Raw genomic sequence first — 22,806 nt, 5'->3', positions numbered from 1 at the left:
GACCGCCACAGAAGGACCGGGACCTTCGCGTTCTGTTCTGGAATGCTGATGCTAGACCTAGTCAAAGTTCCTTAAGCCTTTATGCATCGCCCTCCGTAGAACTACGATGGGTCGCTTCCACCGCCTGTGTCCATCGGTTTCGGGCGGATCGTGGCGGCAAGCACGTGGGCGCCTCATATTGCTCAGTCCAACGAAAACAGGCCCAAACCATCGCGCAATTCATCGAAGGTGGATTGGGTTATCGCACGCGCCCTGGATGTGCCGGAGCGCAGTACATCGAGCACGTAGCCGAGGTCATTGGAGACGGCCTCGCGACGTTCGCGGATCGGTTTCAGCAGCTCCTGCAACACGTCTTCAAGGCGGCGCTTGACCGTTACATCGCCAAGTCCCCCGCGCCGATAGCGCTCTTTCAGTTCATCGACGGCGGCGCGGTCAGTGTCGAACGCATCAAGGTATGTAAAAACAGCATTGCCTTCGACCACTCCTGGATCGGATGCGCGCAAGTGGTTTGGATCCGTGTACATGCGATGTACAAAAGCGCTGATCTCGTTGGGCGAGGCTGAAAGCGAAATCGCATTAACCTGGGACTTGCTCATTTTCGTTTTTCCATCGGCGCCGGGAAGTCGTCCCGTTGCCGGAATGAGCGCCTTTGCCTCCACCAACAGCTCACGACCGACTTGCCGATTGATCCGACGAACGATTTCATTCGTCTGTTCGATCATCGGAGCTTGATCCAATCCCACCGGCACGACCGTCGCCTTGAATGCCGTAATATCGGCGGCCTGCGCCACCGGATAGCACAGGAAGCCCGCGGGAATGTCCCGCTCAAAGCCCCGCATCTGAATCTCATCCTTGATCGTCGGATTGCGCTCCAATCGGGCCACGGAAACAAAGTTAAGATAAAGCTGAGCAAGTTCGGCAAGCGCGGGCAATGCGGACTGCACGCAAATTGTCGTTTCGTTCGGATCTATGCCGACGGCCAGGTAATCGAGGGCGACTTCCATCACGTTGCTGCGCACTTTTTCGGGGTCGTCAATATTGTCCGTCAAGGCTTGGGCATCGGCCAGCAAAACGAACTGCCGATGCGTGCGCTGAAGCGCAACTCGGTTTCTCAGCGAGCCTGCATAGTGGCCAAGGTGAAGGGGTCCGGTGGTGCGATCACCGGTGAGAATGATTGGTCGCACCGTCTCGACAAGCATATGGCTTCTCCTGATTGGAGCCGCCGCGATTGGAGACTTGTCGGAAAACGACCTTGGCTCACCCGATCACGGCGGCGAAGGTCGTTGAAAATAGTAACGCCATGCCACTCCTTAAGAGGAGCGCCACCAAAGCGACTTGAGCGGAATGCATTTGGACGTCATATGCCGAGCATGCCATTGATGCCCGCGCCCGGCAAGCCGATACTTTGGTGACGCGCATCCCCAAAACTACTGATGCGCCCTTCGGATCGTCCTCACCAAAACCTATCCATGCGCAGGCTCGAGCGACCCGGCGAGCGAGGCCCGTGCGACACCTCGATGCCGTACATGCCCTTCGGCACCAGCACGACGCGGTTACCTTCGGGATCAGCCATTGGCTTCGGCGCGGTGAGGCCATCGCGCGCGATCAGCAATTCGCGATAGCCCGACGGCGGATTGTCCGGTAGCGGTTCGTAGACCTGATTGATCTTCAGGATCGAGCCGCAGAGATCGTGGCGATGCTGCTTGTAGCCGCGGCGGATCGGATGCGCATAATCGAACGGCAGCCCGATCTCGTTTTGCCAGAAGGAGAGCGCGGCCGCGCGTGGTTGGTGGCAAAGCCGATATCGATGCGGGGTTTTGCGAGATTCATCGGGCGAGGAAGCGATTCATGATGGTCCCTGAGGTGAGTGGCCATAATTCCGGCCGACGGTATGTCAGCCAAACTTGCGCGACAACCATGCGCCAGCGGCGGGCTTGGAGGATTGCCTTGCCCTGCCCCACCCCGTAGTTTGGCGCCGAGCAATTCCAAAGAACAATACATCCGGAGAGAAAACCCCATGGCGCGCCTCAAATTCGGAGCCTTTCTCGCCCCGCATCATCCGATCGGCGAGAATCCGCTGCTGCAATTCCGCCGCGACCTAGACTTCGTCGAGCAGATCGACACGCTCGGCTTCGACGAGTTCTGGTGCGGCGAACACCATTCCTCGGGCTGGGAGATGATCGCCTCGCCGGAAATGTTCCTGGCCGCCGCGGGCGAGCGCACCAAGCGCATCAAGCTCGGCACCGGCGTGGTGTCGCTGCCCTATCATCATCCCTACAATGTCGCGCAGCGCATGGTGCAGCTCGACTGGATGACCGGCGGCCGCGCCATCTTCGGCTCCGGTCCGGGCGCGCTGGCCTCCGACGCGCACACGCTCGGCATCGATCCGATGACGCAGCGCGACCGTCAGGACGAAGCGATCGCGGTCATCCGCCGGCTGTTCAAGGGCGAGCGCGTCACCGCCAAGAGCGACTGGTTTCAGATGAACGACGCCGCGCTGCAATTGCTGCCGCTGCAGGAAGACATGCCGTTCGTGGTGGCGTCGCAGATTTCGCCCTCGGGCATGACGCTGGCGGGCAAATACGGTATCGGCATCATCTCGCTGGGTTCGATGTCGACGCAGGGCCTGATGGCGCTGCCGACGCAATGGGGCTTTGCCGAGGACGCCGCCAAGAAGGCCGGCACCACCGTGAGCCGCGCCGACTGGCGCGTGCTGCTTAGCTGGCACATCGCCGAGACGCGCGAACAAGCCTATCGCGAGGCCGGCCCGGGGCTGATGAAGTGGCACAATGAATATAATGTCGGCACGCTGCAGCGGCCGGGCCTCGAGCCGTTCAAGTCACCCGAGGACGCGCTCGAGAAGACTGCGGGCGGCGAGGCCGCCGCTTCCACCATCGGCACGCCTGACGACCTGATCAAGACCATCAAGAATCTGACGGCGGTTTCCGGCGGCGTCGGCACCATCGTCGGCTTCGTGCATGACTGGGCCAATCCGGAAAACACCCGGCGCAGCTGGGACATGGTGGCGCGCTACGTGATCCCGGAGATCAACGGCTATGTCAAAGGACTGCGCGAGTCGCAGAAATTCCTGGTCGAGAACCGCGCGGTGTTCGAGCGCGCGGGGCAAGCCGTGATGGCCAAGATCATGGAAAACGACAAGGCTGCCGCTGCCCTCGCGGTCACCGGGCCTGGACGGGTGGCGATCCCCACCATCAATGCGCCGGACCTGCAGAAGGAAGCCGCCAAGCGCAAGGCGTAAGGGAGCACACGATGTCGTCCCGGCGAACTCAGATGCGCAATTGCGCATCGGGGGACCCATACTCCGCGGCGGACATTGTTGTGGAAGATATCTTACGCTAAATTAGCGCGCTCGCCGATAGACCGCGGCGTATGGGTCCCGACTCAAGGCCGGGACGACATCGTCAGCTTTGACTACTTCGCATAATAGCTCTGCACGGTTTCCCACGCCACGGTTTGCAGGAATTTCGCGGTCGGCGCATCGATGCCGGCGAGATAGGGGTTGCCGACCGGCGAGCGTCCGGTCAGCGACGCAAACACCACGCAGGTTGCGAGATACGTGCCCGCCAGCGATGGATGGCGCTTGTCCGGCGCATAGAGGTTGAGCTCGGGCTGCTTGCTGATGGCGTGGGCGAAGGCAAGGCCTGCGGGAATCACCAGCGCGTTGTTCTCGTTGCCGGCAATCGTGTAGGCCTCGGCCAATTGCGCCGTCATCTCCGGCTTGTCGGCATAGGCCCAGGACATGAAGAACGCGGGCTTGGCGCCCTTGGCGCGCACGATGGCGCTGTTCTTCTTCGCATAGTCGGTGAATACGGTTTTGAGCGTGGGATGGATCGGGCACTGGCTGCAATCCATCATGACGGCGACGTCGAACAGCCGGTCGAGCTTGTTGAAGACGACGTTGTTGTTCGGGTCGAAGGAATAGCTGCCGATCGCGTTGGGCCGGAAATAGCTTTCGATATCATGCCAGTCGAAGCCGGAACCGCCGATCGTAACCATGGTGTTGCGGTAGGCCTGCACGTTCTCGGGGTCGGCGGCCTTCTCCATCAACGACAGATGACCCGGCAGGCCGTTGTTGTAATAGAAGAAGCTGTTGCCGATGAAGATTCCGGTCTTGGGAAAATCCGGACCAAAGCTGGTGATGCGAGGGAGGGTCTGCGCCTGTGCGGCGATTGGTCCGGCGACGGCGGCCATCGCGGCAAACGTGACGGCAATCACACCCCAAATTCTCGACATCACAGCTCCCCGATCCGCTTGATTTAGCAGCAGCCTAGCATGGCCCCACGACGTTGTGGCGCGGTTTGGATGCACCGGCGTCCTGCGCGGGCTTCCGGCTTTGCGCCTGCTAAACAAAGCGTTACCTAATGCCCTTGGTTACGCCGATAACCCGACGCATAATGGGCCAGCGCCGAACCGGAGCAATTGCCATGTCGATGCAGAATGTGGCTTCCCCCGCGATCACCCTTACACCGCCGAAGCGTAGTTCACTCAGGCACATACCGGGCGACGAAGGCTGGCCGGTGATCGGCAAGACGCTGGAGGTGCTCGCCGATCCCAAAGGGCAGGTCGAGCGGATGCACGCCAAATATGGCCCGGTCTATCGCAGCCATGTGTTCGGCGAGACCAGCATCAACCTGCTCGGCCCCGAGGCCAACGAACTGTTGCTGTTCGACCAGGCCAAGCAATTTTCCTCGACCCATGGCTGGGGCATGATCCTCGGCCGGCTGTTCCCGCGCGGGCTGATGCTGCTCGATTTCGAGGAGCACCGCCTGCACCGCCGCGCGCTGTCGGTCGCCTTCAAATCCGGCCCGATGAAATCCTATCTCACTGATCTCGACCGCGGCATTGCCGTACGCGTCCAGCAGTGGAAGGCGCAACCCGGCGAGATGCTGGTCTATCCGGCGATGAAGCAGCTCACGCTCGATCTGGCGGCTACATCGTTTCTCGGTGCCGAGATCGGTCCCGAGGTGGACGAGATCACGCGCGCCTTTGTCGACATGGTGGCGGCGGCCGTGGCACCGATCCGATACCCGCTGCCGTTCACGCAGATGGGCCGCGGCGTTGCGGGGCGCAAGCGGATCGTCGCCTATTTCTCCGAGCAAATTCCGATCCGCCGCGCGCGGGGCGGCGGCGACGATTTGTTCTCGCAACTTTGCCAGGCCACCCATGAGGACGGCGCGCTGCTGTCGACCCAGGACATCATCGATCATATGAGCTTCCTGATGATGGCGGCGCATGACACGCTAACGTCGTCGTTGACTTCCTTTGTCGGCGAGCTTGCCGCGCATCCAGAATGGCAGGCGCGGCTGCGCGAGGAAGTCAAGGGGCTCGGCATCGAGGCCAACGATCCCTCCAGCATCGACAATCTTGAGAAAATGCCGCTGAGCGAGATGGCGTTCAAGGAGGCGTTGCGGCTGAAGCCGCCGGTGCCCTCGATGCCGCGCCGCGCGGTCCGCGATTTCACCTTCAAGGGCTATACGATCCCCTCCGGCACGCTGGTCGGCGTCAATCCGTTGTTCACCCATCACATGGCCGATATCTGGCCCGATCCGGACATATTCGATCCGATGCGTTTCACCGACGAGGCGCAGCGCAACCGTCATCGCTTCGCCTGGGTGCCGTTCGGCGGCGGCGCGCATATGTGCCTCGGGCTGCATTTTGCCTATATGCAGGCGAAATGCTTTGCACGGCATTTCCTGCAGAATCTCAGCGTCTCGCTGGAGCCCGGCTACAAGCCGGACTGGCAGATGTGGCCGATCCCAAAACCGCGGGACGGACTGAAGGTCGTGCTGAAGCCGGTGTGACACGCCTTCGCGTGCAGTGCGTAGGGTGGGCAAAGCGACAGCGTGCCCACCAATTTCAGGCCGCGGTCTTGGATAGATGGTGGGCACGGCGCGAAGTGCGCCTTTGCCCCACCCTACGATCTACGCTCTGCCGCTACTCCACAAACGTCGTGAGCTGCGCGCCTTCATCGGCGACGAAAACCGCGATCAATTCCGCGGGCTCTGTCATGCTGGCATTGGCCGAGACCAGGTGCACGGCACCGGGCGGTTCGAAGAACGACTGGCCCACCTTGAACGTCTCGACCACGCCGCCGGCAAGCTGCGAGCGGATTTCGCCCTTGGTGACATAGGCGGTGACGGAGCCGGCATGCCGGTGCGCGCGGGTGAACCCGCCGGGCCCGTAGAACACGCGCACGATCGTTACCCGTTTGCCCGGCACGTTCGGCAGCGCGTACGAGCCGATCGGCTCGACGGTATCGAGCGGCGAGCCTGCGGCCGCAGCGTTCGAACATAGCGGCTCGATGATCGCCGAGATCGCATCCATCGTGGATGGCAGCGTCTTTCCGATCACGAAGGCGCAGGCGAGGCCGGCGATCACGGCGAGATAAAACGGCCGCCCTTGGGGGCTGGCGGGTGACAAACCAAGTGTTGCAGACATTTCTTCTTCTCCTTCCAACTTGCTTACGCAGCCCTCGCCTCGAAACCGAGCGACTCAATTTGGGCTCGTCATTCCGGGATGGTCCACAGGACCAGACCCGGAATGACGAGATTCTCAGGTGCGCGATTGCGCACCGTAGTTCGATGCTGCGCATCGCCCCGGAATGACGAAATACCTATCCCTGATCGAATGCCTTGCGCAGCGCGACATAGCCCTGCTGCTGCTGGGTCCAGTTGCGGCCGCCGGTGATGGCGCCGTCGACGACGAGATCGTGGCCGTTGATGAAAGAGGATTCGTCGCTGGCGAGGAACACCGCGGCATGCGCGATATCCTCAGGCAATCCGGCGCGCGGGATCGGCTGCGCGGTCTTGTAGACCTCACGCATCACGCTCGGGGTCTTTTCGGCGTCTTCCACCGAAAGGCCAAGCGCCTTGCCGAAGATGCCGGTCGCGATTGCACCCGGCGAGATCGAATTGACGCGGATGTTGGATTCGCCGAGCTCCATCGCCGTGCATTTGGTGAGATGGATGACGGCGGCCTTGGCCGCCCCGTAGACCATCGATGACGAAAAGCCGGCCAGCCGCCCTGCGATACTGCCATTGTTGATGATGCTGCCGGAGCCTTGCTTGCGCATCTGGGGTGCTGCGTGCTTCATGCCGAGCATCACGCTGCGCACCAGCGTCGCCATCGCCGCATCGAAACGATCGACCTCAAGGCCTTCGATGCCGCCGGTCTGGGCCGGACCGCCGGCATTGTTGAACAGACAATCGATCCTGCCGAACTTTTCCACGCAAAGCCCGATCAGCGCCTTCATCTGCTCCTCGACCGTAACATCGGTCTGACGAAAGATGCAGGTAGCGCCGAGTTTCTTGGCCAGCGCCTCGCCCTCCGGCGCGCGGCGTCCGGCGATGACGATCTTCGCGCCTTCGGCGACGAAAATCTCCGCCGTATGCAGCCCGATGCCGCTGGTCGCGCCCGTGATCACCGCGACCTTGCCGTCCAGCCGTCCCATTTCACTATCCCCTTTGCGAAACCTGAGAAATCCTAGTTGATGATCGCGGACTGGACCATGGTCCGGAATTGATTGCGCAGCATGATCCGCACGCCGTCATCGACCTGCACCATGTAAATCGCGATCAACTGTTCCTTGGGATCGATCCAGAACAGCGTGCCGGCGTTACCGGCCCAGCCATATTCCCCGAGCGAGCCCGGCAAGGCGGCGTCGCCTACGCTGGTGCGAACCTCGAAGCCAAGACCAAAACCCAGCCCCGGCGGCCGGCCCGGCCGCGCCAGGGTATGATCCGCCGTCATGAAATCGATGGTCTTGTTGCCGAGCAGGCGCTTGCCGGCGAATTCGCCGCTATCGGCGAGCATGATCGCAAAGCGCAGATAATCGTCCATCGTGCTGGTGAGCCCGGCGCCGCCGGATTCGAAACGGGGCTTTTGCGCCACGTCGAAGCGCGGCGTCATCGGTGACGATTCGGGCATTTGCCAGGGTTGGGCGGCGCGATTGAGCTTGTCTGATGGCACCGAGAAGCCGGTGTCGGTCATGCCGAGCGGCGTCAGAATGCGCTCGTTCAGGAATTCGCCCAGCGTCTTGCCCGAGACGACCTCGACCACGCGCCCCAGCACGTCGGTCGACACCCCGTATTCCCAGCGCTCGCCGGGGGAGAACCGCAGCGGCAGCTTCGATAATTTCGCGACAAGCTCCTCATTGCTGGTATCACGGCCGCCGATCTTGGCTTCGATATAGGCCGCATTGATCAGCGACTTGCCGCGCGCGCCGTAGATCAGCCCGGAGGTGTGCCGCAACAGGTCCTGCACCGTCATCTCGCGGGCGGGATCGGTCAATTGCAGCACCGCCTTGCCGTTTTCGGTGGTCTCATTGCCCACCTTCATGCGGCCGATTTCCGGAATATATTTCGAGGCGGGATCGCTGACCTGCATCTTTCCCTCCTCGACCAGCATCATGGCCGCGACCGAGACGATCGGCTTGGTCATGGAATAGATGCGGAAGATCGAGTCCGGTCGCATCGGGTCTTTCGCAGCGCGGTCGCGGAAACCCAGGGTCTTGTGCCAGGCGATCTTGCCGCGCCGCGCCACCAGCATCACGGCGCCCGGCACCAGGCCGGTTTCGACGTATTTCTGGGTCACCGCCTCGATGCGCGCCAGCTGGCTGGAGGACAGGCCGACGTCTTCGGGCGTCACGGCCATGGGGAGCACCGGGTCCGCCCAACTGTTCCCGGTGGCCGCAAGGACAAAGAGAGCCGATGCGCCGAACGCGCGAATGAGACGGTTCATCCATTCCTCCCGTTTTTGTTGATGCCAATATTCCCGCCCGCCGGGAACAACGCAAGCGAGCTTATTCGCGCTGACATCGCCATGGCAGAACCGCCTTATCGTTGCCGGCGGGCTCGAAATCCCCGGTTTCCGTTAGGGTCGGCCTTATTTTGGATTCGCTGATCACGTGAAGTGACAACACCGATGACGAAATTGATCGACGAGTTCAGGCACGGCTGGCAGGGAATTTCCCAGCCCTCACCGCTATTCAGCACCGGCTTTGCGGTCTGTTGCCTGGTTTTGGCGACCCTTGCGCGGTGGGGACTGGCCCAGATCCGCCCCGACGTGTTCTTCACGCCGTATTTTCCGGCCGTGTTCTTTGCCACCGCCTTTGGCGGCTTCCGGATCGGGATCGCGACGGCGCTTGCCGGCGGCACGCTGGGCGTCGCCGTCAATTTCAGCGACGCCGTGGCCGATTCCGCCCGCCTGGCGCTGCTGCTGATTTTCTGGGCGGTCTGCGGCATCACGATATGGGGTGTCGAGCACTACCGGACCATCGTCGCGCAACAGCGGCAGATCGCCCAGCGCCTGATCGAGGAAGAAGAATACCGCAAACTGATCGTCGAAGAGCTGCAGCACCGGCTGAAGAACAAGACATCGACGATCCACGCCGTCCTGCACCAGGTCTTGCACGAAGAACCGCAGGCCTGGAACAGCATCGATCACCGGATCCGCGCGCTGTCGGCAACCGACGATCTGATCACACGGGTCGATGGCAGCGGCTGTGATATCAAAGACTTGCTGCGCTCCGAACTCGGGCCTTACGGCCATGTCCGGTTCAACCTGAACGGCGATCCGCTATTCCTTCCGGCCAAGCTGGCGGTCAGCCTGGCGCTGATCTTCCACGAATTGGCTACCAATGCCGGGAAGTACGGCGCGTTTTCCGCTGCGAATGGCATGTTGCAAGTGTCGTGGACGGTGTCAGACGACAAACTCAATGTGGCTTGGCTCAAGATCACCTGGGACGAAACCGAGGGGCCCGCGGTCGAAAAAATCGGAGCGCCAGGCTTCGGCACCAGGCTGTTGCAATCGGCACTCCGCTCGTTCGACGGCAAGACCGAAGTCAGTTTCCTGAAGACCGGCGTTCATTGCACGATGCAGTGTCGCATCCCCGCGAGCTGAACGCGGTTGCGCAACCCAAGCGCACAATTCGCAATTACCGCACGCAGCCGAAGTCCGAATTGAGAATCTGTTAATGACGATTGCGGCCGTATGGTCCGAAAGCGCCAACTTGTAGGAGTGTCGCGGTTTTTCACAGTTCCACTTAACCAAAATTAGAAGGGACTTTGCCAAGCTCCGCTGCATGCACAGTCCCTATAAACATGACCTTCAGGCGGCCGCGACCGAGGCCGGTAATGAAGGCGCTTTTGATAGCGAATTGAGCATTCTGCGGGATGTCCTCAGATTGCTTCCGACCGGCGTGACGGTTCAGGACGAGCAAGGCGAGTTCCTGCTGGTGAACGACGCCGCCGCGGCGTTACTGCAGATGGCCGCCGCAGCGCCTGCGCCCTCGCAATTGAGCGATCGCCAGGAGACCTGTCTCGAATTGCTCCGCAGCGGCCACGCGGCCACACTGGAAGAGGCCGTGACATCCGGTCCGGCCAAGCACGTATTTCTCACCTCACACCGGCCGATCCAGATCGCCGGACGCAATTTTCTGCTCTCGAATTCCGCCGATATCACCGAACAAAAGGCGTTCGAGGATGCGCTGTTCCGCTCGGCCTATTATGACGAACTAACCGGCTTGCCGACCCGGCGGGTGATCGAACACCGCGTCAACACGCTGCTCGCGCGCGACAGCGACCAAGGCAATTTGCAACAAGGCCATTTGCAACAGGGCAATGTCCACGGCCACTTCGCACTCGCGTTTCTCGACGTCGATAATTTCAAGCACATCAACGACTATTACGGCCACGCGATCGGCGACGCCTTGCTCGTCGAAATGGCCAAGCGGCTGGGCATGGATTTGCGCGAATCCGACATCCTGTCGCGGATCAGCGGCGACGAGTTCATGCTGCTGCTCAATCCGGTCCAGAGCGAGAGCGAAGTCGCCGAATACATCCATTTCATCCTGCAACGGCTGAAGGCGCCGTTCTTCATCGACGAATCGGAGATATTCGCCTCGACGTCGATCGGCGTCAGCCTTTATCCCGAGCACGGCAAGACCTACGACGCGCTGCGCCAGAATGCCGATATCGCGATGTACCGCGTCAAGAACGGCAGCAAAGGCGGGGCAGCGTTCTTCGACTCCAGCATGGAGCGCGAGGCGCTGGCGCGGATGAAGGTCGAACAATCGCTGCGGCTGGCGATCCTGGAAAAGCGCTTTTGCTGCGCGTTTCAGACCAAGGTCGATATCCGCACCAAGGCGGTCAAGGGAATCGAAGCGCTGGTGCGGCTCAGGGATGATGAGGGCGTGATTCAGGCTCCCGGCACCTTCATCAACCTCGCCGTCGAACTCGGGTTGATCGACGAGCTGACCCACCTGGTGCTGGCGGAGATCGTCAAGTCGATCGACCTGATCAACGAGACCTTCGGTCCCGATACCACGATCAGCATCAACGTCGCGGCCAAGCAGGCCGGCAATCCCGAATTCATGCGGCCGTTCGCGCAGGCGCTGGAGGCGACCGGATTTCCGAAGCGCTTTTTGATCGAGGTGACCGAAGACGCTTTCGTCACCAAGACGCATTTCCAGGATGAAATCCTGCCGATCTTCCGCAAACTCGGCGTCGGCATCTCGATCGACGATTTCGGCATCGGCTATTCGTCGCTGTCGGCGCTGGCCGACATCACCGCCGACGAAATCAAGATCGATCGTTCCTTCATCACGGACATCCATCTGCGGCCGCGCAGCCAGGGCATTTTGCGGGCGATCGAATCGCTGAGCGAAGCGCTCGGCATGACCGTGATCGCCGAAGGCCTCGAAACCTTCGAGGAACTGGCCTATCTGCAGGCCGCGACCAAGATCCGCTATGCGCAGGGCTACTACTTCTCCAAGCCGATCTTCCTGGAAGACCTCAGGCCGGCGGCACCGCTCGCCAGCGAAACGCGCGCCAGCCTGTCGAGCCGCCCGGCGCAGGAAACCCGCCCGGCCTTTTCCCGCGCCAGCGGCTATCGCCGCTGAGGCAGCTTAGCGTCCGCGCATCGCCCGCGCCCGGCTCCAATCCCGGAAGTTGCAGAATCAGCCTGATACCAACCCGCGCGCCGCGCGGCCGGCCATACGCGCAAACGGTGCTCAGAGGGCCGGATTAAGCCTTAGGTAACCGGATTTCCTAACGGCTTATGACATGAGCGCATCGTATGTAGTTCCCCGGGGAGAAGGGGGAATGCGCGTTCTGTTTCGCGACCTGAATAGCATGGTGTCCCGAGCCGCGGCGGCCAGCCGGCGTCTCGGCACGACGATCCGCGGTCCGGTGCTGTGGCTGACCGTTTGCGGAGCCCTGCTGGTTGCGGCGATTTTCGCCGGCACGATCATGATGGTCGCGGAATTTCGCGAGCGCGCGCTGGCCAACAGCGAACGCGAGCTGCAAAACACCGTCCTGCTGCTCACCCGTCACTTCGACCAGCAATTCGAGGACTCCGACACCATCGCAGCCGACGTGATCGTCCGGCTGCGCATTCCCGGCATCGCTTCACCGCAGGCCTTCAGGGAATTGATTTCGAGTTCGGAATCCCACGAAATTCTCAGATCCAAAGCCGGTGTCCTGTCCTATCTCGGCGACATTTCGGTTTACGACGCCGACGGCAACATCATCAATTGGTCGCGGCCGTTGCCGACGCCGGCCCTCAACATCTCCGAACGCGCCTACTTCAAGTCCTTCAAATTCAATCCGCGATCACCGTCGATCCAGACCGAGGCGATTCGCAGCCTTATCAGCGGCAGTCTGAACACGGTCGTTGCCCATCGACTGACCGGCGAAGATGGTGTCTTTCTCGGCGTGATGACGCGGCGCATCGATCCTTCCAATTACGTGAAGTTCTTTGCTTCCGTCGCGATCGGAGCGGACGCCGCCGTTTCGATGTTTCACGCCGACGGCACCCTGCTGGCGCGACATCCGCGCGCCGAGCACCTGGTCGGACAGAAATTCAAATCGGCGCCGCTGCTGCAGCGTGTCCTGACGCAGGGCGGTCAGCAAACGCTGCGTGTCAAAAGCCCGATCGACAGCAGGGACCGGCTCGGGTCCGCGGCCCAGTTGAGCCGCTTCCCGATCATCGTCGTCGCAACCAATTCGATGACCGCCGCGCTGGCCGATTGGGAGGCCCAGACCAGGTTCCTGGTCAGCGCCGCCATATTGTCGGCATCGACGATCGCGTTGATCCTGTTCCTCATCATCCGGCAGATGACCCGGCAAAGCCGAGAGGCGCAGCAACGGCTGGAATCGCAACGGCACCGGCTCGACACCGCGCTCAACAACATGATCCAGGGCCTGGTGATGTACGACGCGTCCGCGTGCATCGTCACCGTCAACCAGCGCTACATCGACATGTTCAACCTGTCGCCGGACATCGTAAAGCCCGGCTGTCATTTCTCCGACCTGATCCAGCACCGCAAGGACAAGGAAGCCTTTAGCGGCGACGTCAAGGAATTCTGTTCCGGCGTTTTGCGGAATATCGCACGGGGTGAGGTCGACCACAGCATGATGCAGTGCCCGGACGGGCGAAGCTTCCTGGCCATCAGCCGGCCGCTGGCGCATGGCTGCTGGATCGCCACCATCGAAGACGTCACGGAGCGTCGCAAACTCGAGCAGGAACGCGACCGCAACCATGCTTTCCTGAGCCAGATCATCGATCACATCCCCTCGCAGATCACCGTGAAGGGCGCCCAGGACCGCCGCTACCTTCTGGCCAACCGCGTGGCCGAGACTCAATTCGGCGTTTCCCGCGACAGCATCATCGGCAAAACCGCCTTCGACATATTTCCGCAAGCGTCCGCCGAGATCGTCACGGCCGACGACGACAAGGCGCTGCGATCCGCCGACGGCCTGTTCAAGGACGAGCATCTCTGGGAAACCCAGGCGATGGGCCGTCGCTACATCACCTCCAGACGGCTCGGAATTCGCAATCAGGCCGGCGAGCCCAGCTACATCGTCCATGTTGTCGAGGATGTTACCGAGCGCCGTCGCGCCGATGAAAAGATCGCCCATCTTGCGCATTACGACGCGCTGACCGACCTGCCGAACCGGGTGTTGTTCCGCGAACAGATCGAGCGCGAGTTGCAGAAGGCCGTCGACGGCGAACAATTCGCACTGCTCTATATCGATATCGACGAATTCAAGGGCATCAACGACTCGCTCGGGCATCATGTCGGCGACGAACTGTTGAAGGCCGTCGCGTCCCGCATCAAGGACTGCCTCAAGCCGACCGATCTGATTGCGCGGCTCGGCGGCGACGAATTCGCCGTGATCCAGACCGCGGCCGGCGACCGCGACGACGTCGTCGAATTCGTGACGCGTATTCAGGAGGCGATCCGGCAGCCGCATCGCTGCCTCGGCCATCACCTCTCGACCGACGCCAGCATCGGCATCGCGCTGGCGCCGCAGGACGGCACCGATCTCGACCAGCTGATCAAGAACGCCGATCTGGCGATGTACGGCGCCAAGGCCGAAGGCCGCCGCACCCATCGTTTCTTCGAGCCGGTCATGGATGCCCGCGCCAAGGCGCGGCTGACCATGGAGCAGGACCTGCGGCAGGCGATGGTCGATGGCGGTTTCGAAATTCACTATCAACCGCTGCTCGACCTCGGCAGCAACGAGGTGGTGGGCTGCGAGGCGCTGCTGCGCTGGCGCCACCCCGAACGCGGCATGGTCTCACCGGCGGAGTTCATTCCGCTGGCGGAAGATATCGGCCTGATCAACGAACTCGGCGATTGGGTGCTGCAGACGGCGTGCATCGAGGCCGCCAGCTGGCCGGCTCACGTCCGGCTGGCCGTCAACGTCTCGCCGGTCCAGTTGAAATCCCAGACACTCGCACTTCGGATCATGGGCGCGCTCGCGACCTCCCGTCTGCCGCCGGAGCGGCTGGAGATCGAGATTACCGAGGCGGTCTTGATCCATGACGACGAGACCGCGCTGGCGATCCTGCATCAGCTCCGCGCCATCGGCGTGCGCATCGCGCTCGACGATTTCGGCACCGGCTTCTCCTCGCTGAGCTATCTGAAGCGCTTCCCGTTCGACAAGATCAAGATCGACCGCTGCTTCGTCAGCGACATTGAGGTCGACGGCTCGGAGACGATTGTGCAGGCGGTGGTGAACATCGCGACCTCGCGCAACATGATCACGACCGCCGAGGGCGTCGAAACCGAACAGCAGAAGGCCTTGCTGAAGAGGCTCGGCTGCACCCAGATGCAGGGCTATCTGTTCAGCGCCCCCAGGCCGGCTGCCGAGGTGCGGCGGTTGATCGGCGCGCAGCCAGAGAAGGCGTTGGCCTCGCTTTGATGCGTCACGTCCGTGCGCGCAGCGTCACGTCCGTGCGTGCAATATCACGCCGCCCAGCGGCCCCGATTATTCTCGGCGAGGATGGGACGGATCAGCCGCCCGAACCGTTCGGCCTCCTCGTCGTGCAGATAGCCGGACAGGCAGAACGAGTGGCAGCCGGCATCGATGAATTGCTGCAGCGTATCGGCGCATTGCGCGGGATTGCCGACGACCGCAATGCCGGCGCCGGGGCGAACCTTGGTGATGCCGGTCCATAGATGCGGCAGCAGCAGGTCGCCATGTTCGCGGGCAAGCTGCTGCACGCGCAGGTTCGCCTCGGATTTGTTGTAGAGCGTCTTCATCTCCTGCTTCTGCCGTTCGGTGGCGTGACGCACCAGCTGATCCGCGGCCTCCCAGGCGTCCGCTTCGTTTTCACGGCAGATCACCTGCAGCCGCATGCCGAAGCCGATGTCGTTCTCGCGGTCATGGGCGCGGGCCATCTGCCTGATCTCGGCGATATTGCCAGCGATCCGCTCCGGCAGGTCGCCCCAGAACAGATGTACGTCGGAATGTTTCGCCGACAATTCCCAGGCCTGGCGCGAGCCGCCGCCGAGGTAGAATTTTGGAAACGGCTGCTGCAGGGGACGCGGCCTGATATGCGCGCCCGACAGTTTGTGGAACTTGCCTTCGAACGTCACCGGGCCGCGCGTTGTCCACAGCGCCTTGAGGATCGAGACCTCCTCCTCCATCAGCGCGTAGCGCTCCTCCTTGGCGTAACGCACGCCCTCGCCTTCGACCTCGCTCTCGTTCTGGCCCGCAATCAGATTGATGCTGATGCGCCCGCCCGACATCTGGTCGAAGGTCGAGATCATCTTGGCCAGCAGCACCGGATTGATGTAGCCCGGCCTTGCCGCAATCAGCGGCTTGATGGTCGACGAGCGCGCCGCCATGAACGCGCCCGTGATCCACGCCTCCCAGCACACCGAGCCCACCGGGATCAGCAGATATTCGAAGCCGGCCGCTTCCGCCGCCTGCACCACGCGATCACAAAGTTCAGGGGAACCTGCGACCTGCGCCTCCATCAGCCCATAGGCCGTGGTGTCGCCATGCGTGGGCAGATACCAGCCGAATTCGAGCGGACGCATCGACGCTTCTCCCTAAAGGACGCCTGTTGTTCGGATCGTATTGGAAAGCAGTTTAGCGCCTGAACGGCCTGCGGCAATCGAGTTCCGGACGCCGACGCGCACAAGCCAATTCCTGCCGCGGCGGGCTTTTTGAGTTTCAATGGCGTCCCCGGCACGGTAGAGATGGGCCATGTCACCGGTCTCACTACTTCTGAACATTGTCTGGATCGTGCTTGGCGGCGCGTGGATGGCATTCGGCTGGCTGGTGGCCGCCGTGATCATGGCCATCACCATCATCGGCCTGCCCTGGGCGCGCGCGGCGTTCAATATCGCGGCCTACACGCTGTTTCCGTTCGGGTTCAGGGCGGTGTCGCGCGACCTCTATACCGGTGAGGAGGATATCGGCACCGGACCGCTCGGCGTCGTCGGCAACATCATCTGGCTGGTGCTGGCGGGATGGTGGCTGGCGCTCGCGCATGTCGTCACGGCGATCGTGCTGGCCGTGACCATCATCGGCATTCCCTTCGCCTGGGCACACCTCAAACTCGCCGGCATCGCGCTCTGGCCGATCGGCAAGATCATCGTTCCGGCGTAACGATCTCTCCGATCGATCCGGCGCGGTGCAAACCTGAGCCTAGGCTGCCGTCTCGGCCGGCGGCTTCAGCCGCTCGAATTCATCGTCGCTGATCTCGGTCTGGGCGACCAGCACGCTGCAGCGCAGCCGCTTGACCAGATAGCTGCCGACGGAACCGAACCACCGCGCCAGCGGCCCTTGCGGACGATGCCCGACGACCACGAGATGCGCGCCGATTTCCTCGGCCACTTCCGCGATCTTTTGCCCGGCATCTCCCACCTCCAGCCGCGAGGTCGGCGTAAAGCCTACCGCTTTCAGCCGCTCCGTGCCTTCGGCCAGGATCGCCTTGTAGTCTTCGGTTTGCAGCTCGATCGGAATCGTAAGCCCGGCCTCCGGCGTCATGATCGAGGAAACCTCGACAACCGCCAGCAGGAAGACCTCGGCACGGCACATTTGCGCGAGCTTGGCGCCCTCCCGCAGGGCGCGCCGGCCCTCAACAGACCCGTCATAGGCCAGAAGAACCTTCTTATACATCGGACGTCCCCATCGATGGTCGAGAAGATCAACAAACCAAGACTAGCACCAATCCGGCAGAACGGATCAGATTTTTGACGGGGGATGAGGGTCCGCGCCCTCCCACCTTAGTATTGCCGGGTGCCGCAAGGTGCCCCAAAGGCCGTTGCCGATGCCGGACCAATCGGCTAAATGAAGCCCCACTGCACCCGTAGCTCAGCTGGATAGAGCGTTGCCCTCCGAAGCTGGACCGGCGCCACGCCCAATCCCTTTAAAACTGCGATTTTCAAGCGACCGGCGCGTCATTTCCACATCACAGGCACATCCGGGCCACTTGGCAGCGCTCGCGGTATCGCCCGATAGACGAAAGACTGATCGACAGACCCGACTCGACCTGAAGGCAGCAGTTCGAATCTTGCTTGGGCCGCGCTGTAGACAGGCTATGCTCGTTTCCAATCAGTTTGAATTGACGCAGAGCAAAGTGTGCTACGGCAAGAATGCTACCTTGACCGGGGACGAGCCCTCACACTATCAGTTGCTGGCGCGCCTAATCCGAAAACATCAGGAGAGTAGCTGTGCGAAAGTTCTTAATCGTTCAGGCAATTACTATCGCCTTGCTGGGAACAGCCGCTCAGGCGGATGATCTGAAGATCGCACTAATCTACGGCAAAACGGGACCGCTGGAGGCTTATGCGAAGCAAACCGAAACTGGTCTGCGTATGGGCTTGGAGTATGCCACAAAAGGCACCATGACTTTGGATGGGCGTAAGATCGTTATCATTACCAAGGATGATCAGAGCAAACCGGATTTATCCAAAGCAGCGCTTGCAGAAGCATACCAGGACGACAAGGTCGATATCGCAATCGGCACGTCATCGTCAGCGGCCGCGCTGGCGGACCTCCCGGTGGCCGAGGAAAACAAGAAGATCCTGATCGTCGAGCCGGCGGTCGCGGACCAGATTACCGGCGAGAAGTGGAACCGATATATCTTCCGCACCGGACGCAATTCTTCCCAGGATGCGATCTCGAACGCCGTTGCCATCGGCAAGCCCGGCGTCACGATAGCAACGCTGGGGCAGGACTATGCCTTTGGCCGTGATGGCGTTGCCGCCTTCAAAGAGGCCCTGGCAAAAACAGGCGCGACGCTCGTTGCGGAAGAATACGTTCCAACGACCACAACGGATTTCACGGCAGCTGGTCAACGTCTGTTCGACGCGCTGAAAGACAAGCCGGGACGCAAGATCATCTGGGTAATCTGGGCGGGCGCCGGTGATCCGCTGACGAAGCTGCAGGATATGGACCCAAAGCGCTATGGCATCGAACTTTCGACCGGCGGCAACATCCTGCCGGCGTTGGCCGCCTACAAGCGACTGCCCGGGATGGAAGGCGCAACCTATTACTACTACGACATTCCTAAGAATCCGGTGAACGATTGGCTTGTCGCCGAACACCAGAAGCGCTTCAACGCGCCGCCGGATTTCTTCACGGCAGGCGGGTTTTCTGCAGCCATGGCTGTGGTCACCGCGATTACCAAGGCGAAATCCACTGATACGGAAAAATTGATCAGTGCGATGGAAGGTATGGAGTTCGATACGCCCAAGGGAAAGATGATCTTCCGCAAGGAAGACCATCAGGCGCTGCAGAGCATGTATCACTTCAAGGTCAAGGTCGATCCGAACTTGGCCTGGGCAGTGAACGAACCTGTCCGCGAGATCAAGATCGAAGATATGAACATTCCAATCCGCAACAAGCGGTAAGTAGCGTCGCGTGTTCCCTCGTGATGCCCGGCTTCATGCCGGGCATTTACATCCCCGTGAGTGATTCATGACCTTCACTCTCGAAACCCGTGATCTGACCATTCGCTTCGGCGGTCATGTCGCAGTCAATCGAGTCAGTTGCACATTTCGTCCCGGTGAGCTGACGGCCATTGTTGGACCCAACGGGGCCGGCAAGACCACCTACTTCAATTTGATTTCCGGACAGCTGTATCCAACCGACGGTCGCATCCTGTTCGATGGCGCCGACATCACGAAGCTATCCGCTCCGCTTCGCACCCGCGCGGGGCTCGGCCGAGCCTTCCAGCTTACCAACCTGTTCCCGAACCTAAGCGTAGAAGAGAATGTTCGCCTCGCCGTGCAATCCGCGAGTGGGGTGCATTACGACATGCTCCGGCCGTGGATGATGCACAGAGACCTGATCGCCCGTGCCGACGCCATCCTCGACAAAGTCGCACTTGGCAACAGACGAAATGTGCCGGCAACCGTCCTGGCCCACGGCGACCAGCGCAAGCTCGAAGTCGCCTTGATGATGGCGCTCGGGCCAAAGGTCTTCATGTTTGACGAACCTACCGCGGGCATGAGCATCGACGAAGTTCCAGTTGTCCTCAATCTGATCGAGCAGCTCAAGAAGGATGCTAGCAAGATCATCCTTTTGGTCGAGCACAAGATGGATGTAGTGCGTTCGCTGGCCGACCGCATTATCGTTTTGCACAATGGCCAGCTTGTTGCCGACGGCAAGCCGGCCGAAGTGATAGCTTCCCCGATTGTGCAGGAAGCTTATCTCGGCATCGCGCCTGGAAAGAGCGCCGCATGACCGACCTCCTCACTGTTGCCGGCGTGCATACCCATATCGGGCGCTATCACATTCTGCACGGGGTCGATTTCAGCGTGGTCGAGGGCCAGACCACCATGCTGCTTGGCCGGAACGGCGCCGGGAAGACCTCAACGCTGCGAACCATTATGGGCCTTTGGCAGGCCTCCGCTGGACGGATATCGTTCGACGGACAACGCATCGAGCAGAGCTCTACCCCCGACATTGCACGACTGGGCGTCGGCTATGTCCCGGAGAGTATGGCGGTGTTCTCGGATCTGACGGTGAAAGAAAACCTAATCCTTGCGGCGCGTGACGGGCCGCTCGACGATACGCGTCTTGACTGGATTTTCGGATTCTTCCCCGCGCTTCGGCGCTTCTGGCTATCGCGCGCTGGTGCCTTGTCTGGCGGACAGAAGCAAATGCTTTCCATTGCCCGCGCTATCGTGGAACCGCGCAAGTTATTACTGATCGACGAGCCGACCAAAGGTCTTGCGCCTGCAATCGTGGTAGCGCTGATCGAATGCTTTGCGGAAATCAAGCGCCGAGGCGCCACCATTCTCATGGTCGAACAGAATTTTCACGCGGCGCAGCAGATCGGAGATTCCGTGCTGGTGATGGACAATGGCAAAATTGTCCATCGAGGTGAGATGGCCGAACTAGCAAACGATATTGCACTGCAGGAGCGGTTGCTTGGGCTCAGTCTGGAGGCACATCCGTGACCGACCTTGCAGCAACAGACGCTTTGCCCAAGCCGAAGCGGGACATTCTGCCCGTGATGCTGCCAGCTATCCTCGCGCTGACGATGCTGCCGTTGATTGGATCGGGGAGTTCCTGGGTGACGCTGACGGTCGCGAGCCTCGCCATGGGCATGATGATCTTCATCATGGCGTCCGGCCTCACGCTGGTATTCGGCCTGATGGACGTGCTCAATTTCGGCCACGGCGCGTTCATTGCCGTTGGCGCTTATATCGCGACTCTGGTCTTGCTCCCCCTAGCGGGCTGGGTGCAGGCTGACTCTTTGCTATTAAACCTTGCGGTGTTAGCGCCTGCCATTGTCTTGTCCATGGCGGTCTCAGGTGCGCTTGGACTTGTCGTAGAGCGGGTGCTCATCCTCCCCGTCTACGGTCAGCACCTAAAACAAATCCTGATGACGACAGGCGGTTTGATCGTCGCCGAACAGGCATTATATGCGCTGTGGGGACCGCAGATCATTCCGCTACCCCTCCCGACGTCGTTACGCGGATCGTTCATCATCGGCGATGTAGCAATTGCGAAATATCGCCTGCTGGCGATGCTTGTCGGCCTTGCCGTATTCTCGAGCATTCAACTGGTGCTGAACCGGACCAAAATCGGTCTGTTGATCCGCGCCGGCGTGGAAAACCGTGAGATGGTAGAAGCGCTCGGTTACCGTATCCGAAGGCTGTTCCTCGGGGTGTTCATGGTCGGCTCCGGGCTCGCTGGTCTGGGTGGAGTCATGTGGGCACTGTATCGCGAGCAGGTTCACGCCTCGATGGGCAATGATCTTACGGTGCTGGTCTTCATCGTTGTGATCATCGGTGGCCTTGGTTCGATCGGCGGCTGCTTCATCGGCGCGCTGCTAGTCGCCATGGTTGCAAATTACGGGGGCTTTCTGGTGCCGAAGCTGGCGTTGGTCTCCAACATTCTTCTGATGGTCGTGATCCTGATGTGGCGCCCGCGCGGACTTTATGCAGTGACAAGCCGATGATGATCCTTTCGGGTGACCCGCCGCGTAGCCGAATTCTCAGCATTTTGCTTGTCGTCATCATTGCGGCACTGGCAGTTACGCCATTTGTCTTTCCCGGCGCAAAGGCGATGAACGTCGCCACCAAGATCTGCATCTTCGCTGCGCTCGTAGCGTCGTATGACCTCTTGCTCGGCTACACCGGCTCAGTATCGTTCGCACACACCATGTTTTATGGCATCGGAAGTTACTCGATCGCGATTGCGCTTTATTCGATGGGACCGAGCTGGGCCGCCGTAGCATCAGGCGTTGTTATCGGCTTGCCCTTGGCTATGCTGCTGGCACTAGGAATTGGACTATTCTCATTGCGGGTAGAAGCGATCTTCTTTGCAATGATTACACTTGCGGTAGCCTCGGCATTTCTAGTGCTGGCGTCGCAGCTATCATGGCTCACAGGCGGCGAGGACGGTCGCAGCTTTCAGTTGCCGGAATTGTTGCGACCCGGCACTATGGTGATTTCGAAAAATCTACTCGGCTTCGATATCAACGGGCGCGTGCTCACCTACTATCTCATCTTGGTGGCGTCGATAGTGATGATTCTGGGGTTACTTCGTGTAGTCAATTCGCCATTCGGTCGCGTGCTGCAAGCGATCCGGGAGAACCGATTCCGCGCTGAGGCGCTTGGCTTCCGAACCGTATTTCATCTTTCTTACGCGAACTGTCTTGCGGCCCTCGTAGCTGCCAGCGCCGGCATGCTGAACGCGTTGTGGCTGCGTTATGCAGGACCTGACACGTCGCTGAGTTTTGCCATCATGTTGGACATTTTGCTGATGGTTGTGATCGGCGGCATGGGCACTATTTACGGCGCGATCATCGGAGCAGCGATCTTTATCCTTGCACAGAACTATCTGCAGGCGTTGATGGGCGCGGCTTCCAACGCCGCAGCCGAAGCAGGACTGCCACTGCTCCCGGGATTGCTGCACCCGGATCGCTGGCTTCTATGGCTCGGACTGCTGTTTATCGCCAGCGTCTATTTCTTTCCCACTGGCGTCGTGGGACGACTGCGAAACCCGCCACGAGCGTCGTCTTGAC

18 protein-coding genes are annotated in these 22,806 nt (G+C 60.9%); 11 read left to right on the top strand and 7 right to left on the bottom strand.

Annotated features, from left to right (window positions below; all coding sequences use genetic code 11):
- Positions 1-182 precede the first annotated feature (182 nt).
- On the bottom strand, positions 183-1,199 hold the full coding sequence (gene trpS / locus JQ567_RS11590; protein WP_212438933.1) for a tryptophan--tRNA ligase: 1,017 nt from the start codon (positions 1,197-1,199) through the stop codon (positions 183-185).
- 818 nt (positions 1,200-2,017) lie between these two features.
- On the opposite strand from trpS, the gene JQ567_RS11585 reads away from it, so the two are divergent.
- Complete coding sequence (locus JQ567_RS11585) at positions 2,018-3,259, top strand: LLM class flavin-dependent oxidoreductase (RefSeq protein ID WP_212438932.1); 1,242 nt, start codon at positions 2,018-2,020, stop codon at positions 3,257-3,259.
- 173 nt (positions 3,260-3,432) lie between these two features.
- Here JQ567_RS11585 and JQ567_RS11580 read toward each other — a convergent pair whose 3' ends face one another.
- The gene (locus JQ567_RS11580) at positions 3,433-4,254 is read right to left on the bottom strand and encodes a hypothetical protein (RefSeq protein ID WP_212438931.1); all 822 of its coding nucleotides are present in this window, start codon (positions 4,252-4,254) and stop codon (positions 3,433-3,435) included.
- Positions 4,255-4,445: 191 nt separating this feature from the next.
- Between JQ567_RS11580 and JQ567_RS11575 the strand changes: the two genes are divergently transcribed.
- Positions 4,446-5,822 (top strand): cytochrome P450, encoded by a 1,377-nt coding sequence (locus JQ567_RS11575; protein ID WP_212438930.1) that lies wholly within the window; start codon positions 4,446-4,448, stop codon positions 5,820-5,822.
- Positions 5,823-5,955: 133 nt separating this feature from the next.
- Here the strand turns inward: JQ567_RS11575 and JQ567_RS11570 are convergent, their stop codons facing one another.
- From JQ567_RS11570 to JQ567_RS11560, 3 genes are all read right to left on the bottom strand, one after another.
- Positions 5,956-6,459, bottom strand: a complete 504-nt coding sequence (locus JQ567_RS11570; RefSeq protein ID WP_212268716.1) for a cupin domain-containing protein — start codon at positions 6,457-6,459, stop codon at positions 5,956-5,958.
- A 175-nt stretch (positions 6,460-6,634) separates the two neighbouring features.
- Entirely contained in the window at positions 6,635-7,471 is an 837-nt protein-coding gene (locus tag JQ567_RS11565; protein WP_212438929.1) for an SDR family NAD(P)-dependent oxidoreductase, read from the bottom strand.
- 32 nt (positions 7,472-7,503) lie between these two features.
- Positions 7,504-8,760 (bottom strand): serine hydrolase, encoded by a 1,257-nt coding sequence (locus JQ567_RS11560; protein WP_212438928.1) that lies wholly within the window; start codon positions 8,758-8,760, stop codon positions 7,504-7,506.
- 183 nt (positions 8,761-8,943) lie between these two features.
- Here JQ567_RS11560 and JQ567_RS11555 point away from each other — a divergent pair, with 183 nt between their 5' ends.
- The 3 genes from JQ567_RS11555 to JQ567_RS11545 all read left to right on the top strand — a co-directional run bounded on the left by JQ567_RS11555 (position 8,944) and on the right by JQ567_RS11545 (position 15,230).
- Positions 8,944-9,921, top strand: a complete 978-nt coding sequence (locus tag JQ567_RS11555) for a sensor histidine kinase (protein ID WP_212438927.1) — start codon at positions 8,944-8,946, stop codon at positions 9,919-9,921.
- A gap of 181 nt (positions 9,922-10,102) precedes the next feature.
- A complete protein-coding gene (locus JQ567_RS11550) occupies positions 10,103-11,920 on the top strand; it encodes a bifunctional diguanylate cyclase/phosphodiesterase (protein WP_212438926.1) in 1,818 nt (605 codons plus the stop codon).
- Positions 11,921-12,122: 202 nt separating this feature from the next.
- Entirely contained in the window at positions 12,123-15,230 is a 3,108-nt protein-coding gene (locus tag JQ567_RS11545; protein ID WP_212438925.1) for an EAL domain-containing protein, read from the top strand.
- Between the two features lie 44 nt (positions 15,231-15,274).
- On the opposite strand, the gene JQ567_RS11540 is transcribed toward JQ567_RS11545, so the two are convergent.
- The gene (locus JQ567_RS11540; RefSeq protein ID WP_212438924.1) at positions 15,275-16,354 is read right to left on the bottom strand and encodes an LLM class flavin-dependent oxidoreductase; all 1,080 of its coding nucleotides are present in this window, start codon (positions 16,352-16,354) and stop codon (positions 15,275-15,277) included.
- Positions 16,355-16,523: 169 nt separating this feature from the next.
- Here JQ567_RS11540 and JQ567_RS11535 point away from each other — a divergent pair, with 169 nt between their 5' ends.
- A complete protein-coding gene (locus tag JQ567_RS11535; protein ID WP_212268709.1) occupies positions 16,524-16,928 on the top strand; it encodes a YccF domain-containing protein in 405 nt (134 codons plus the stop codon).
- A 39-nt stretch (positions 16,929-16,967) separates the two neighbouring features.
- Here JQ567_RS11535 and JQ567_RS11530 read toward each other — a convergent pair whose 3' ends face one another.
- Positions 16,968-17,441, bottom strand: coding sequence for a universal stress protein (locus JQ567_RS11530; RefSeq protein ID WP_192736345.1), 474 nt, complete (start codon positions 17,439-17,441; stop codon positions 16,968-16,970).
- 554 nt (positions 17,442-17,995) lie between these two features.
- Between JQ567_RS11530 and JQ567_RS11525 the strand changes: the two genes are divergently transcribed.
- From JQ567_RS11525 to JQ567_RS11505, 5 genes are all read left to right on the top strand, one after another.
- Entirely contained in the window at positions 17,996-19,177 is a 1,182-nt protein-coding gene (locus JQ567_RS11525; RefSeq protein WP_212438923.1) for a substrate-binding domain-containing protein, read from the top strand.
- A gap of 67 nt (positions 19,178-19,244) precedes the next feature.
- Positions 19,245-20,012 carry an ABC transporter ATP-binding protein gene (locus JQ567_RS11520; protein ID WP_212438922.1) on the top strand — a complete coding sequence of 256 codons (768 nt, stop codon included), beginning with the start codon at positions 19,245-19,247 and terminating at the stop codon, positions 20,010-20,012.
- Positions 20,009-20,731: an ABC transporter ATP-binding protein gene (locus JQ567_RS11515; protein WP_212438921.1), complete on the top strand. Its 723-nt coding sequence runs from the start codon at positions 20,009-20,011 to the stop codon at positions 20,729-20,731. The genes JQ567_RS11520 and JQ567_RS11515 overlap by 4 nt, the downstream gene beginning before the upstream one ends.
- Complete coding sequence (locus tag JQ567_RS11510; protein WP_212438920.1) at positions 20,728-21,738, top strand: branched-chain amino acid ABC transporter permease; 1,011 nt, start codon at positions 20,728-20,730, stop codon at positions 21,736-21,738. Before JQ567_RS11515 ends, JQ567_RS11510 begins: the two co-directional genes overlap by 4 nt.
- The gene (locus JQ567_RS11505; protein ID WP_212438919.1) at positions 21,735-22,805 is read left to right on the top strand and encodes a branched-chain amino acid ABC transporter permease; all 1,071 of its coding nucleotides are present in this window, start codon (positions 21,735-21,737) and stop codon (positions 22,803-22,805) included. The genes JQ567_RS11510 and JQ567_RS11505 overlap by 4 nt, the downstream gene beginning before the upstream one ends.
- The last annotated feature ends 1 nt before the right edge of the window (position 22,806 follow it).

The organism is Bradyrhizobium sp. AUGA SZCCT0431, assembly GCF_018131065.1.
Taxonomy (GTDB): domain Bacteria; phylum Pseudomonadota; class Alphaproteobacteria; order Rhizobiales; family Xanthobacteraceae; genus Bradyrhizobium.
This window is presented reverse-complemented; position numbering and strand designations above follow the sequence as displayed.